This is a genomic window from Seonamhaeicola marinus (assembly GCF_008085455.1).
This window is the reverse complement of sequence record NZ_VSDQ01000729.1, coordinates 372598-387834: the sequence shown is the minus strand read 5'-3', so window position 1 is coordinate 387834 and position 15237 is coordinate 372598. Positions and strand designations below refer to the sequence as shown.

Annotated in this window: 16 protein-coding genes and 1 riboswitch; of the genes, 15 read left to right on the top strand and 1 reads right to left on the bottom strand. The window is 33.7% G+C overall.

Annotated features, from left to right (window positions below; genetic code table 11):
* Position 1 precedes the first annotated feature (1 nt).
* From FUA24_RS22755 to FUA24_RS22740, 4 genes are all read left to right on the top strand, one after another.
* Positions 2 to 1006, top strand: a complete 1005-nt coding sequence (locus tag FUA24_RS22755; RefSeq protein WP_148545503.1) for a phytase — start codon at positions 2 to 4, stop codon at positions 1004 to 1006.
* Positions 1007 to 1142: 136 nt separating this feature from the next.
* A complete protein-coding gene (locus FUA24_RS22750) occupies positions 1143 to 1421 on the top strand; it encodes a hypothetical protein (protein WP_148545501.1) in 279 nt (92 codons plus the stop codon).
* Positions 1422 to 1477: 56 nt separating this feature from the next.
* On the top strand, positions 1478 to 2236 hold the full coding sequence (locus tag FUA24_RS22745; protein ID WP_187388367.1) for a hypothetical protein: 759 nt from the start codon (positions 1478 to 1480) through the stop codon (positions 2234 to 2236).
* A 1-nt stretch (position 2237) separates the two neighbouring features.
* Entirely contained in the window at positions 2238 to 3020 is a 783-nt protein-coding gene (locus FUA24_RS22740) for a hypothetical protein (protein ID WP_148545499.1), read from the top strand.
* Positions 3021 to 3327: 307 nt separating this feature from the next.
* Here the strand turns inward: FUA24_RS22740 and ahcY are convergent, their stop codons facing one another.
* A complete protein-coding gene (ahcY, locus tag FUA24_RS22735) occupies positions 3328 to 4644 on the bottom strand; it encodes an adenosylhomocysteinase (RefSeq protein ID WP_148545497.1) in 1317 nt (438 codons plus the stop codon).
* Positions 4645 to 4709: 65 nt separating this feature from the next.
* Here ahcY and FUA24_RS22730 point away from each other — a divergent pair, with 65 nt between their 5' ends.
* From FUA24_RS22730 to FUA24_RS22680, 11 genes are all read left to right on the top strand, one after another.
* Positions 4710 to 5336 carry a 4'-phosphopantetheinyl transferase family protein gene (locus tag FUA24_RS22730; protein WP_148545495.1) on the top strand — a complete coding sequence of 209 codons (627 nt, stop codon included), beginning with the start codon at positions 4710 to 4712 and terminating at the stop codon, positions 5334 to 5336.
* Positions 5337 to 6062 carry a geranylgeranylglyceryl/heptaprenylglyceryl phosphate synthase gene (locus FUA24_RS22725; RefSeq protein ID WP_148545493.1) on the top strand — a complete coding sequence of 242 codons (726 nt, stop codon included), beginning with the start codon at positions 5337 to 5339 and terminating at the stop codon, positions 6060 to 6062.
* Between the two features lie 57 nt (positions 6063 to 6119).
* On the top strand, positions 6120 to 6380 hold the full coding sequence (locus tag FUA24_RS22720) for a thiamine-binding protein (protein WP_148545491.1): 261 nt from the start codon (positions 6120 to 6122) through the stop codon (positions 6378 to 6380).
* Positions 6364 to 6996 carry a nicotinamide riboside transporter PnuC gene (pnuC, locus tag FUA24_RS22715; RefSeq protein ID WP_148545489.1) on the top strand — a complete coding sequence of 211 codons (633 nt, stop codon included), beginning with the start codon at positions 6364 to 6366 and terminating at the stop codon, positions 6994 to 6996. Before FUA24_RS22720 ends, pnuC begins: the two co-directional genes overlap by 17 nt.
* The gene (locus tag FUA24_RS22710; RefSeq protein WP_148545487.1) at positions 6957 to 7523 is read left to right on the top strand and encodes an AAA family ATPase; all 567 of its coding nucleotides are present in this window, start codon (positions 6957 to 6959) and stop codon (positions 7521 to 7523) included. Before pnuC ends, FUA24_RS22710 begins: the two co-directional genes overlap by 40 nt.
* A 1-nt stretch (position 7524) precedes the next feature.
* Positions 7525 to 9078: a DUF4301 family protein gene (locus FUA24_RS22705; protein WP_148545486.1), complete on the top strand. Its 1554-nt coding sequence runs from the start codon at positions 7525 to 7527 to the stop codon at positions 9076 to 9078.
* The gene (gene arfB, locus FUA24_RS22700; protein WP_148545484.1) at positions 9078 to 9485 is read left to right on the top strand and encodes an alternative ribosome rescue aminoacyl-tRNA hydrolase ArfB; all 408 of its coding nucleotides are present in this window, start codon (positions 9078 to 9080) and stop codon (positions 9483 to 9485) included. The genes FUA24_RS22705 and arfB overlap by 1 nt, the downstream gene beginning before the upstream one ends.
* A gap of 390 nt (positions 9486 to 9875) precedes the next feature.
* The gene (locus FUA24_RS22695) at positions 9876 to 12008 is read left to right on the top strand and encodes a TonB-dependent receptor (protein ID WP_148545482.1); all 2133 of its coding nucleotides are present in this window, start codon (positions 9876 to 9878) and stop codon (positions 12006 to 12008) included.
* A 73-nt stretch (positions 12009 to 12081) separates the two neighbouring features.
* Positions 12082 to 12176: riboswitch (TPP riboswitch) on the top strand.
* A gap of 79 nt (positions 12177 to 12255) precedes the next feature.
* Positions 12256 to 12459 carry a sulfur carrier protein ThiS gene (thiS, locus tag FUA24_RS22690; RefSeq protein ID WP_148545480.1) on the top strand — a complete coding sequence of 68 codons (204 nt, stop codon included), beginning with the start codon at positions 12256 to 12258 and terminating at the stop codon, positions 12457 to 12459.
* 81 nt (positions 12460 to 12540) lie between these two features.
* Positions 12541 to 14403, top strand: coding sequence for a phosphomethylpyrimidine synthase ThiC (gene thiC / locus FUA24_RS22685; protein ID WP_148545478.1), 1863 nt, complete (start codon positions 12541 to 12543; stop codon positions 14401 to 14403).
* A gap of 180 nt (positions 14404 to 14583) precedes the next feature.
* Entirely contained in the window at positions 14584 to 15171 is a 588-nt protein-coding gene (locus tag FUA24_RS22680) for a thiamine phosphate synthase (RefSeq protein WP_148545475.1), read from the top strand.
* Positions 15172 to 15237 lie beyond the last annotated feature (66 nt).

The window sequence follows — 15237 nt, the reverse complement described above, 5'->3', positions numbered from 1 at the left end:
AATGAAAAGAATTTTAATTATAGTTGGATTAGTATTTGTATCATGTGGAAAAAAGTTGCCTGTAGTTGCTCCTAATGTTATTACAGAAAAGACATTACATGATACAGATGATCCTGCTATTTGGATTAACAAAAACGATGCTTCTAAAAGCATCGTTTTTGGTACAGATAAAAATACAGAAGGTGGTATTTATGCCTTTGATTTAGATGGCAAAATCATTGAAGATAAAACGATAAGAGGTGTAAAACGCCCTAATAATGTAGATCTAGAATATGGTTTTCAGTTAAACGATTCAACTCAAGTAGACGTTATTGCTTTTACCGAAAGGGAACGGAAACGAATTCGTTTATTTTCGGTTCCAGACATGAAACCTCTTGATAATGGTGGTTTTCCGGTGTTTAAAGATGCAGAATTACCTGAAGCCGATTTACCAATGGGGATTGCCTTGTATAAATCACCAATATCTAAAACTCTTTACGCCATAGTTGGAAGAAAAACAGGACCTAAAGAAGGTTATTTATATCAATATATATTACTGTCTGATAGTTTAGGGGTACATGCTCAATTGGTTAGAAAGTTTGGTGAGTTTAGTGGTAAAAAGGAGATTGAAGCTATAGCTGTAAACGATAAAGAAGGTATTGTGTATTATTCAGACGAAGGACATTGCATAAGAAAGTACCATGCGGAACCTTCAAAAGGAGATAAAGAAATTTATTGTTTTGGTGGTGAATATTTTAAAGAAGATATAGAAGGCATTGCCATTGCTCATTATCCAAAAAAATCGTTTTTAATTGTATCTAATCAACAAGCAGGGACGTTTAATATATTTGATATTAAAACAAATGAATTCATTAAAGAAATTAACTTAGGTACAACAGAAACTGATGGTTGTGATGTAACAACAGAGCCATTAGGAGATAAGTTTCCAAACGGATTATTTGTTAGTATGAATGATGATAAAACATTCTTTTTTCACGATTTAAAGAAACTCAGTTTAATAGAGTAGCATTAAATTTTAGATAAATGCGAAGCCCTTTTCTGTAATGGATAAGGGCTTTTTTTATTGACCCGCATTAAAAAAATCATTAAATTAGGCTGATACGTTTTAGATAAACACCATTTAATTTTTAAAATATATAGGTATGCTTCCATTTAGATCAGAAATTAGGAATTCCCCAATGCGACCTACTATTAAGATTTTTTTAGGCGATGTATCTTTAGATAAGCGCATCAAAAAGCATCTTGAGCACTTTAACGAAGTCGATGCGGTTGAAATTAGAACTAGCGTTGAACGTAATCGTGTAGATGAAAACATAACCGTTTTTCTAAAAGATAATGTTGATATTAATAAGATGAAATCTTCAATAGACTCTAGCCTTTGGTGGTACTTTGAAAGAGAATATGAAGAGAAAGATGTTTAATATTATCTTTTTTGTAAGAACATATATGATAAATAAGTTTTTCACGTTGTAATTGTGTGAAAAAACGCCATCTCTTTATTGTCCTTTTTTATTGTGCATTTTGCTTTGGTCAACCTAAGCCTAAAGCTAAAACAATTCATGTCTTTGTAGCGCTATGCGATAATGTTAATCAGGGCATTGTTCCTGTGTCTTCTAAATTAGGAAATGGTCAAGATCCATTTAACAATTTGTATTGGGGAGCCCTTTATGGTGTTAAAACCCATTTTAAGAGAAGTAAAGATTGGACTTTAGTTTCTACTCAAAAAAATCCTAAAGAATATATTTTAGAACGTGTGCTTTTTAAGCATACTACAACCAATACCTTTTTATTAGCAGATGCCTATGATGGTAAATTCATTAAACAAGCCATTACAGATTTTTTAGAAGCTTCCGCAGGAAGAAATTCTATAAAAGTTAATGAGAAGGTTTTTGGAGGAACATCTAATTTATTGGCTTACGTTGGTCATGACGGACTAATGGAGTTTGATGTTTCTGGACATTTCTTACCTCTTAATAAAGAAAAACGAGATGCCATTATTTTAGCTTGTGTTAGCAAGACTTATTTTGCACCTTATTTAAGTATAACTAAAGCAAATCCTTTAGTGTGGTCAACAGGATTAATGTCTCCCGAGGCATATACGCTTAAATGGGCAGTTGATGGTTGGATAAATAATGAAACTGATGCTCAAATTAGAGAACGGGCAGCTCAGGCTTATCATAAATATCAAAAATGTGGGGTTAATGGTGCTAGAAGGTTATTGGTAACAGGAAATTGATATGAGAAACATTATTTTATTCGGCCTGTTGTTGGTGTTTCTTTCTTGTAAAAAGAAGGCAGAGATGCAAGACTTAGAAAAACCTGAACTTCAAGAAAAGGCATTTACTGAATTAATCGTACAAGTTAAATCAATTGATAGTCTAGAACTTGGACTTCACTTTAAACCAAGAGGAAGTTATAACACAATTAAAAGGCAAATAGGACAAGATAAAGCATATTTTAGGAGTTCTTATGAAAGAGATCAAGAAAAGGCCTTAGATTCTGTTTCAAAGTATTTGTATTCTAAATTATTAAATGAGCTAGTGCCTCACTGGTATAATACACCTTGGGATTTTAATGGGCACACTAATATTCCTAACGAAGGAGAAATTGCATGTGGTTATTTTGTGTCTACTACACTAAAGCATTTGGGGTTTAACTTAAACCGATACAAAATGGCACAACAAGGTGGTCTTAATGAAGCAAAGACGCTACAACCTAAAGACCAACTGAAGATTTTTTCAAACCTTTCATTCAAGAAATTAAAAAATAAGTTAAACGCTGTTTACAATGATGGTGTCTATTTTGTAGGGTTAGACAATCATGTGGGTTATGTGCTTCTCAAGGATAAAGAAGTTTATTTTCTACACTCAAGTTATTACGATAATAAGGTCATGATTGAATTAGCTGAAGCATCCCCTTGTTTTAGTTCTAGTATTTACGTGTTTGCTGAAGTTACAACAAACAAAGAACTGATTAAAAAGTGGATTTTTAATGAAAAGTTGATTGTTCCTCTTAGTTAAGCTTAGATGATTGATACATTATCCTGTAAATAAACCGACATTACAAGAAGTGAGGTACGAACACCGAAGTAATCTCTTAAATGAAGTGGATTGCCTTAGGTAATTAAAAAACTACCTTCACAATGAGGTCTATTTGCAATGGTCAAAATAGAATTTAAATAACGAAACAGGACCTCACTTGGAATGATTCCGAAGCATGAGGAGTTGTGTCAAGAAGTGCTACAAACAAAAATCCCAAACATCACTGCTTGGGATTTGTTATATTAATATTGGATTTTTGAGATTCTCGCCTTCGCGAGAATGACAATTAATATCTATAATGTTCAGGTTTATAAGGCCCTTCAACAGTTACACCAATATATTCTGCTTGGTCTTCACGTAACTCTGTTAACTCAACACCAATTTTAGCTAAATGTAATTTTGCTACTTTTTCATCTAGGTGTTTCGGTAACATATATACCTCATTCTTGTAAGCTTCAGAGTTATTCCAAAGTTCAATTTGAGCCAAAGTTTGGTTTGTAAATGAATTACTCATTACAAAACTAGGATGTCCTGTAGCACAACCTAAGTTTACTAAACGCCCTTCAGCTAAAATGATAACGTCTTTTCCGTTAACAGAATATTTATCCACTTGAGGCTTAATTTCAACTTTAGTATCGCCATAGTTTTCATTTAACCAAGCCATGTCAATTTCATTATCAAAATGCCCTATATTACAAACAATAGCTTTGTCTTTTAAAGCTTCAAAATGTTCACCTCTAACAATATCTTTATTTCCTGTAGTTGTAATAACAACATCAGCATTGCCAACTATAGTTTCTAATTTTTTAACTTCAAAACCATCCATTGCAGCCTGTAACGCACAAATAGGATCAATTTCCGTAACCGTAACGATAGAACCAGCTCCTCTAAATGAAGCAGCAGTACCTTTACCAACATCACCATAACCACAAACCACTACACGTTTACCTGCTAACATTACATCTGTTGCACGACGAATAGCATCTACAGCACTTTCTTTACACCCGTATTTGTTATCAAATTTAGATTTTGTAACAGAATCATTAACATTAATAGCAGGCATTGGTAACGTACCATTTTTTACGCGCTCATATAAGCGGTGTACACCTGTTGTTGTTTCTTCACTTAATCCTTTAATACCAGGAACTAATTCTGGGTATTTATCTAAAACCATATTAGTTAAATCACCACCATCATCAAGAATCATATTAAGAGGCTGTCTGTCTTCACCAAAGAATAAGGTTTGTTCTATACACCAATCAAACTCCTCTTCGTTCATGTTTTTCCAAGCATAAACGGCAGTTCCCGCATCTGCAATAGCAGCAGCAGCATGGTCTTGAGTAGAGAAAATGTTACAAGAACTCCAAGTTACTTCTGCACCCAAAGCTTGTAATGTTTCAATTAATACAGCCGTTTGAATAGTCATGTGTAAACAACCAGCTATACGTGCACCTTTTAAAGGCTGAGAATCTTTATATTCTTCACGCAAGCTCATTAATCCTGGCATTTCTGCCTCTGCTAATTCTATTTCTTTTCTTCCCCAAGCAGCTAATGAAATATCTTTAACCTTATTAGGAACGTAAGCAATTGTTTTTGTACTCATATTGTTATATTTGTGGGTCTTAAATATTGGACGGCAAAGATAACCAATAACTTTCAGAAAACTAAATGCCTCTTTATAAAACCATTATACCTAACTCCCAAACTTGTGTTAAAATCTGGAAGATATCCGAGTCTTTTAATGAGTTAATGCAACCATTAGAGTTAACTGAGAATAGTCAGAATAGAGTTAATGGTATGAAAAGTGAAATGCACCAACGTGGTTTTTTAAGCGTACGTCATTTACTGAGAGCGTTTGGCTATACAGATTCCGATTTATATTATGACGATTGGGGTAAGCCTTATTTAAAGGATGGTAAACAAATTTCCATTACACATTCTTTTAACTTTTCGGCCATGATTGTTAGTGATGCTGTTGTGGGGATTGATGTTGAAAAACAACGCGATAAAATATCAATAATTGCACATAAGTTTATTGATTATGAGGAAGACTACCTGAATGAAGCAGCCCAAGACTATGTGCAAAAACTCACGGTGATTTGGTGTATTAAAGAGTCTTTATATAAATTGTTTGCAACCCCAGGACTAAGCTTTAAAGACCATTGTCTAGCTATTCCATTTACACTTGAGGAGAAAGAAACCATTGCTTGGGTTGATTATGAAAATAAAAAACATAGGTATAACATTCATTTTTTAGAATTTGAGGGTTTTACTTGTGCTTATGCACTTTCTTAAATGAATTCAATTTATAAACATATAAAAGCTTCTGTTTCTAACAGAAAAAGGTTGCTAGCGGTTTTGATTGACCCAGATAAAATGGCTGTGAACCATGTGGCTTCATTTATTTTTAAATTGAATGCTTCTAAAGCTACTCACATTTTTGTTGGCGGAAGCACTGTAAATGGAAGTATTACAGAAGACATTGTAAAAGAAATTAAAGAGCATACACAATTACCAGTTGTTTTATTTCCAGGAGACACCAATCAAATCACAAATAAAGCCGATGGCATTTTGTTTTTATCACTTATTTCCGGAAGGAACTCAGAATATCTTATTGGTAAGCATGTTAAGGCAGTTTCGGAATTAAGAGGAACGGAATTGGAAGTAATACCTACAGGTTATTTACTTATTAATGGTGGTAATGAAACTGCTGTAGAGCGTGTCACAGAAACAAAACCATTAGATCAAAGTAATGTTCAATGTATTGTAGATACGGCAAAAGCTGGAGAACTTTTGGGGAAGCAATTAATATATTTAGAGGCCGGTAGCGGAGCTAAAGAACATGTTGCTTTAGACGTAATTAATCAAGTAAAAAAAGAACTTAATGTCCCATTGATAGTTGGAGGTGGCATTAGAACCAAATTACAGTTAGAAAATGTATATGAAAGTGGTGCAGACTTGGTTGTTATAGGAACTGCCTTTGAAGAGGATGAATCTTTTTTTGAGGATTTAAAGAAGTAAGACACTATTAAATTTAAAATAACAGTTTATCTCCTTTGGAGAGATTAAGAGAGGATTATGAAAATATCAGTAGAATTAACATTAACACCTTTACAAGACGATTTTGAACCAGCTATAATTCATTTTATAAAGAAATTAAGAGCTTCAAAATTAAAAGTGTTAGAGAATCCTTTAAGTACGCAAGTTTACGGAGAGTATGATGAAGTAATGAAGGTGCTAAGTGAAGAAATAAAAGAAGCTTTTGAACTTATTGAAAAGGGCTTGTTATACATGAAAATCGTAAAATCTGATAGACACGATTATGAGCCCCATTTTTGATTTTTTCTTTGGTCAATATGCAGAATATGAAACTTTGGATGTTGTTTTAGAAGCCATTGCTATTGTCTTTGGTTTTTTATCAGTATGGTATTCTAAACAAAATAAAGTGTTGGTATTTCCAACCGGAATGATAAGCACAGCTATATTTGTTTACCTACTTATAAAATGGGAGCTTCTTGGTGATATGATGATAAACGCATATTATTTTATAATGAGTGCCTATGGTTGGATTATTTGGACAAGGAAAGTTGATGAGACCCATGTTACACCAATATCCAGGACTACTAAAAAAGAAAAAATAACAAGTATCTTTATTTTTATAGCAACCTTGTTTTTTGTTTATGCTGTATATAATGCCTTCGATAAATGGACTAGTTGGATGGCTTATGTAGATACTATAACAACAGCAATTTTCTTTGTTGGCATGTGGCTTATGGCAAAGCGTAAAATAGAAAATTGGATATACTGGATAGTTGGAGATGTTATTTCTATTCCGCTCTATTTTTACAAAGGTTTTACACTTACTAGCTTTCAATATTTAATATTTACCATTATAGCTATATTTGGATATTTAGCATGGAAAAAAATCTTAAACAACATCCAGCAACCTGCATAAAAGTAGTTTTGTTTGGTCCAGAGTCTACAGGTAAAACAACCTTGTCTAGACAATTGGCACGTTATTATAACTCTGTATGGGTGCCAGAGTACGCCAGAGAGTATCTGCAAAACAAATGGAATAACGAACGCAAAACTTGTGAGCCAGAAGATTTACTACCCATTGCAGAAGGGCAAATGCACTTAGAAAATGAACTTGCTCAAAAAACCAATACCGTTTTAATCTGTGATACCGATCTTTTAGAAACTAAGGTATATTCTGAAGTTTATTATGTGGGCGAATGTGACCCAATTCTTGAAAAATTTGCACTAGAAAATACTTACGATTTGTATTTTTTAACTTATATTGATGTCCCATGGGAGGCAGATGATTTAAGAGATAAACCAAAGGAAAGAGAACGCATGTTTGAAGCCTTTCAAAACGAGTTAATAAAGCAAAATAGGCCTTTTGTTTTGCTTAAAGGAAACAAACAAGAGAGATTAGAAGAGGCGGTTAAACATATTAATAAGCTTTTAAATAGTAAATAGAATGTTCACTGAAAAAGATATTCAACAAATTCATAGTAAAGGAATAACCTTCGATCAAGTAACAAGTCAAGTAGAACGATTAAAAAATGGCATGTCTTATTCTAAATTATTAGCAGCTGCAACAATAGATAAGGGTATTGAAAAATTTAGTGAAACCGAAATAAAAAACTACGTTGAATTTTACGAAGGAAAACAAGATGATTTATCCATTCTAAAGTTTGTTCCAGCTTCGGGTGCGGCTACAAGAATGTTTAAATTTCTATTCCAGTTTTTATCTGCATTTAACCCAGATAAAGAAACTATTGAAGAGTTTGTTGAAAAACCAAGTTCAGATTTGGTGAAAAGCTTTTTTGATAATCTTGAAGGGTTTCCGTTTTACCAAGAGGTAATTGATAAACTTAAGGAAATTCAACCAGATTATAATGAACTATCTGAAAGTGAAAAAAGCGTAGCTTTTGTAAAAGCTATGCTCAGTGAAGATGGATTAAACTATAGTTTTTTTCCTAAAGGCTTATTGCCATTTCATAAGTACGAAAACGGCTTTGTTTCGGCTTTTACTGAGCATTTATTAGAGTCTACAATATACGCGTCTTCTAATAAGACAGCTAACCTCCATTTTACGGTATCTGAAAAGCATCATGATTATTTCAAGTCTGAATTTGATAAGGCAAGTAAGGGGTTATCGGAAGAAACTGGTGTTACCTTTAATGTGTCTTATTCCTATCAAAAAGAAGAAACCGAAACCGTTGCATTACAATCAGATAATAAGGTTTACAGAAAGGAAGATGGTACCATTTTGTTTAGGCCAGCAGGACATGGTGCGCTTTTAGAGAATTTAGATGATTTAGATAATGACCTTATTTTTATTAAAAACATTGACAATATAACAGTTGCAGATAAAAATATAGATATTTCTAAATACAAAAAGCTCTTAGCAGGAGTGTTGCTAGATGTTCAAGAGAAAGTGTTTACATATCTCCATAAATTGGATGAAAACAATTGCGACGAAGAGGATTTTAAACTAATAGTATTGTTTCTAATTCATAGACTAAATGTAGTGGTTCCAACAGATTTTGAAGGGTTTTCAAATGAAGAAAAGAAAGTTTATTTAAAAGAAAAGCTAAACCGACCTATACGTATTTGTGGGATGGTTAAAAACGAGGGGCAACCAGGTGGTGGTCCGTTTTGGGTAAAAGATGATAAAGGCAATATCTCACTTCAAATTGTAGAGTTTGCTCAAATAAACTTTGGTAATAAAGATCAACAAGATATTGTTTATAAAGCCACACATTTTAATCCAACCGACTTGGTTTGTGCAGTTAGAAATTATAAAGGTGAAAAATTCAATTTAAAGGACTTTGTAGATTACGAAGCCGCATTTATTACCATGAAAACACAGAATGGTACAGATATAAAAGCGCTAGAGCTTCCTGGGTTATGGAATGGTAGCATGGCAGATTGGATTACACTGTTTGTAGAGGTGCCATTAGAAACTTTTAACCCAGTAAAGACGGTTAACGATTTACTAAAACCCGCTCATCAGGTAGAATTATAATGTTTAATGAAGAAGCCTTATTAAAAGAGCTGTCTTTTAAAGCGGTTAGAAGCTCTGGCAGTGGCGGACAACATGTAAATAAAGTAGCAACAAAAGTAGAGTTAAGTTTTAACTTGGCTGCCTCGGTTGCTTTTTCTTTAGAACAAAAGGAGCGCTTATATCTTAAACTTCAACATAGACTTACCAAAGAAGGGGTGCTAAATCTTCAGTGCAACGAAACAAGAAGTCAGTTTAAAAATAAAGAATTGGTCATCAAAAGGTTTTTGTTTTTAATTAAAAACGCCTTGATTCTTCAAAAGAAACGCATCCCAACAAAAGTTCCAAAGTCTGTAATTAGAAAGCGCTTAAATAGCAAAAAACGTAATTCCGAAAAAAAAGCGAATAGAAAAAGGCCTGACTTAGATTAACGAAAAAAGTAAAAATGTTAATTGATTATTAAGAATTGGTTAGTACATTTGCACCGTTCTCAAAAAGGGGTGCTATATCCAGTTCTCAGTATAGAGTGTTCAGTATACAGTAAAACTGTTAACTGCAAACTATGACTGCCAACTGGAAACAGGCTGAGATCATACCCAATGAACCTAGAACAGGTAATGCTGTTTAGGGATTAAGAATGTTTAAATTTTATTACGTCATTACGAACCTAGTGAAGTAATCTCTTTAATGAGATTGCGGATCACGTTTAAGCATAACGCGCAATGACAAAGTAGTTGAAGTTAACGTTCAAAATTTTATCATTTTTTAATCAACCAAAAGAATAATTACCTCTTTTTATTCGATTATAATTTTTAATCGACATGAAAAATTTAGTTCTTTTTCTAACACTTTTAGTGTTATCAGTCGGCGCTGGTGCGCAACAAAATCAAATTCAACAAGATTCTACCAAACGCGAAAAACTAGACGAGGTTTTAGTAAAAGCGGTAAGAGTAGATGCAGATTCCCCAATTACGCACTCTAATGTGAGTAAGGAAGAATTGGCTAAACGTAATTTGGGGCAAGACATTCCTACGTTACTTAATTTTTTACCATCGGTAGTAACTACTAGTGATGCTGGAGCAGGTATTGGTTATTCTGGCATTCGTGTTCGTGGTACAGATGCAACGCGTGTAAACGTTACTATTAACGGAATTCCATATAATGACCCTGAAAGTCAAGGGACATTTTGGGTGAATTTAGGAGATTTTGCATCTTCAACAGAAAGCTTACAATTGCAACGTGGTGTGGGAACATCTATTAATGGTTCTGCAGCTTTTGGAGCTAGTTTAAACTTGCTTACAGATGCTTATTCAGATAACGCTTATGCCGAAATATCTAATAGTTTTGGTAGTTATAATACTAGAAAGCATACTGTAAAACTAAGTACGGGTTTAATTAATGACCATTTTGAGGTTTCGGGCCGTTTTTCTAAAATAGACTCAGATGGTTATGTAGATAGAGCCTTTACAGATTTAAAAGCATTTTTCCTTCAAGGGGTTTATAAAGATGAAAACACCTTAATTAAAGCGGTTACTTTCGGTGGTGCAGAACGCACGTATCAAGCTTGGTTTGGTTTAACTGCTGAACAATTACAAGAGGATAGAAGACAAAACCCTTATACTTATGAAAATGAAACCGATAATTATTGGCAAGACCATTTTCAATTACACTGGAATCAAAGATTCAACAACAATTGGTCTACAAATATTGGTTTAAATTATACCAAAGGGAAAGGATATTTTGAACAATACAAACCTGAAGAATCTGCTAGCGATTTTGCTAATTTAATCGAAGAGGATTCAGATGTTATAGTAAGAAGATGGTTAGACAATAATTTTTACGTTGCAAATGCTAATGTAACTTATAAAAATGAAGGGTTAGAGATTATTACAGGTTTGTCATACAGTACATATGATGGCGATCACTTTGGAGAAGTTATTTGGGGAAGCGATTTAGCTGACGGCACACAAATAAGAGATCATTATTACTTTGGAGACGCTATAAAAAATGACTTTAGTGTATTCTCTAAGGCAACCTTTAAATTCTCTGATGTGTTTACTGGATTCGTTGATTTACAAAGTCGTTTTGTAGGTTATGAAACAGACGGATTAAATTCAGATAGAGATGAGTTCGTAACAGATGCCGATTTTAGTTTCTTCAACCCTAAATTTGGTTTAACATTTAAACCTAGTGAAAATAATAGCTTTTATGCGTCATTTGCTAGAGCAAACAGAGAACCGAACAGAGATGATTTTGAAAATGGTGTTACCGAAAATGAAACTTTAAATGATATTGAATTAGGTTGGCGCCATAACACCGAAAAAGTAGCATTAAGTACAAACATTTATTATATGTTTTACCAGAATCAGCTGGTGTTAACAGGAGAGTTAGACGATGTAGGGAGTCCTATTAGAGCAACTAGTGGTAAAAGTTATAGATTAGGTTTAGAAGTAGATGCTAATGTAAAGTTTTGTAAATCATTTACAACATCTACCAACGTTGCTATTAGTAGTAACAAAAATAGAGATTTCACATCTTCAATAGATGGAGCCTTAGTTAATCTTGGTAATACAAATATTTCATTTTCACCAGATTTAATTATTGGTAATGCGCTTAACTTCTTTCCTGCTGAAAACGTACAACTATCATTTTTAAGTAAGTATGTTGGTGAACAATACATGGGAAATGTAGATTCAGAAGCTTCAAAATTAGATAGTTATTTTGTGAATGATTTTAATGTTAACTATGTAATTAAACCAAACAAAATATTTAAATCAATAACCTTAACGGCTTTAGTAAACAATATTTTCAATAAAAAATATGTTTCTAATGGGTATTATTTCACTTATGACGATACGTGGTCAGATCCTAATGCAGTAACAACTATTGAGGGGGCTGGATACTACCCTCAAGCTACAACAAATTTCTTAGTAGGTGCAACACTAAAATTTTAGTTAGTTCTAATTAAAAGTATAAAGAAGCAACTTAAAAATAAGTTGCTTTTTTATTTTTGGTTATATTTGCCCCGATAAACTTTAGGGGTGTTAATTTATATTAACTGAGAGTTACCCTTTGAACCTGATTGAGTTAGCGCTTGCGTAGGGAAAAGTAAATTTTATTAGAAATAATAAAAGCGATTTTAAATCGTACTCCTTCATAAGATATTCCATTCCTGAAGTTATCATTTAAGAACTAAAAGTAATGATAACTATAACAATCAATAATCAAACAAAAGAAATTTCTAAAGCTGTTTCAGTTGAGCAATTACTAAATGATTTAAATCAACAAAGTCAGGGTATAGCTGTTGCTGTAAATCAATCTATTATTAGTAGACATAATTGGGATCAAGAAATTTTAAATGATGGCGATGATATACTTATCATTCAAGCCACTCAAGGCGGATAAATTGGCAATAAGCCTCAAGCAAAATTTTTAAAGAAATCACTAACCGCCAAGGATTCCAAGCCGATAACTAGAAGATAAAAAATGAAAAACAAAGACACTGCACCAAAAGAAGGGCAAATTACAAGAAAGCCATTTCCTAACTCTAAAAAGATTTATGTACCAGGAAAAATTCACCCACATATAAAAGTGGCAATGCGTGAAATTTCATTGAGCGATACTAAAGACTCTATGACAGGAAAATTGACTCCGAATGAGCCAGTTACTGTTTACGATACCTCTGGGCCGTATACAGATCCTAATAAAGAAATTAACGTTCATAATGGAATTGAAAGAATTAGAGAGCAGTGGATTTTAGATCGTGGAGATGTAGAGGAATTAGACTCTTTTTCATCTAAATATTGCAACGAACGCTTAAATGATGCTAGTTTAGATCACATGCGTTTCGATTTAAAGCATAAACCTAAGCGTGCTAAAAAAGGACAAAATGTAACACAATTACATTATGCAAAAAGGGGAATTATTACACCAGAGATGGAATATATTGCCATTCGGGAAAATCAGCGAATTGATGAAATGACCGAAATAAGAAAACAACATCCAGGACAAGATTTTGGGGCTTCAATTCCAAGCAAAATTACGCCAGAATTTGTTCGTGAAGAAGTTGCTAGAGGTCGTGCTGTAATACCATCTAATATTAATCACCCAGAAGCGGAACCTATGATTTTGGGTAGAAACTTCTTAGTTAAAATAAACGCAAATATTGGTAACTCGGCCACCACATCATCTATAGAAGAAGAGGTTGAAAAAGCAGTTTGGGCATGCCGTTGGGGAGCAGATAATATCATGGATTTATCTACAGGTCAAAATATTCATGAAACTCGTGAGTGGATTGTTAGAAACTCTCCGGTACCAGTAGGAACAGTGCCTATTTATCAAGCATTAGAAAAAGTAAACGGTGTTGCCGAAGATTTAACTTGGGAAATTTTCCGTGATACGCTAATAGAACAAGCAGAACAGGGGGTAGACTACTTTACTATTCACGCAGGGGTGTTATTACGTTATGTGCCAATGACGGCTAACCGTGTTACAGGAATTGTTTCTCGTGGAGGTTCTATTATGGCAAAATGGTGTTTAGCACACCACAAAGAGAGTTTCCTATACACGCATTTTGAAGAGATTTGCGAAATCTTAAAATCTTATGATATTGCCTTCTCTTTAGGTGATGGGTTACGTCCAGGTTCTGTTGCTGATGCTAATGATGAAGCACAGTTTGCAGAATTAGAAACATTAGGAGAATTAACGCAGATAGCGCGTAAGCACGAAGTTCAATGTTTCATAGAAGGACCGGGTCATGTGCCAATGCATATGATTAAAGAAAATATGGAGAAGCAAATTGAAGTCTGTGATGAGGCACCTTTCTATACATTAGGACCTTTAACAACAGACATTGCTCCTGGTTATGATCACATTACTTCGGGAATTGGTGCAGCCATGATTGGTTGGTACGGATGCGCGATGTTATGTTACGTAACACCAAAAGAACACTTAGGATTGCCAAATAAAGAAGATGTACGTGTTGGTGTAGTTACTTATAAGTTAGCTGCTCATGCCGCAGATTTAGCAAAAGGACACCCAGGTTCTCAACACAGAGATAATGCCTTAAGTATGGCACGTTTTGAGTTCCGTTGGGAAGATCAGTTTAATTTAGGATTAGACCCTGAACGAGCACGCGAATATCATGATGAAACCTTACCAGCTGCGGGCGCAAAAATTGCTCATTTCTGTTCAATGTGCGGGCCGAAGTTCTGTTCAATGAAAATTTCACAAGAAGTTCGTGATTTTGCAGCCGAAAATGAAATCGCAGATGATAACGAAGTAATCCAAAAAGGATTCGATGAAAAGTCGGAAGAGTTTAAAGAAAAAGGTTCGGAAATATACCATTAAAATAAATAGGGAGTTCCCACGCTAAAAAGCGTGGGCAGGCTTTCCGCTGCCATCCTTAACTTAATAAACAAATGTCTGTTCGAGTGATTTTGAGGAACGAAAAATTGTATCGAGAACTTGTCGATAAAAATTTAACTCATTTCAATCGTGAAATTAACTCAAAGTGACAAATAAGTAAAAATGATAGTATTAATAGCACCAGAAAAAGACGTTCAAAACGAGATTGATATACTACATCAGTTATTTCAAGAAGGTTTGGAGTATTATCATTTAAGAAAACCTAACAAAGATTTTCAACAACATTGTGATTATTTAAATCAAATCAATGAGAAGTACCACAATAGAATCGTGGTTCATTATTTTCATGAATTAATCAATGATTTCAATTTAAAAGGAATCCATTTTCAAGAGCAAAAAAGAAAGGAACATATAGATAACCCTGGTCAATATTTTAAAGGCTTAAATATGTTTGGAAAAACAATTAGCTCTTCTTTTCATGAACCAGAAGAATTAGATGAATGTTACTTCGAATTTGATTATCATTTACTAAGTCCAGTCTTTTCATCCATTTCTAAACAAGGTTATGAAGGTCGCGGTTTTGATGTTAATCATATTGATAAAATAATTGTTGGAATGGGTGGCGTTAATGCCAATAACTTAACTGAATTTGATAGGCTAGGTTTTAAAGGTGTTGGTGTTTTAGGAGGTATATGGAATAGCAATGAGCCAGTTGAGGTTTTTAAAACGATGAAACGTCATTTCGAGTGATTTTGAGAACTGAAAAATTGTATCAAGAAGTTTTAGATATACATTTTACCCATCAGCAATCATAAA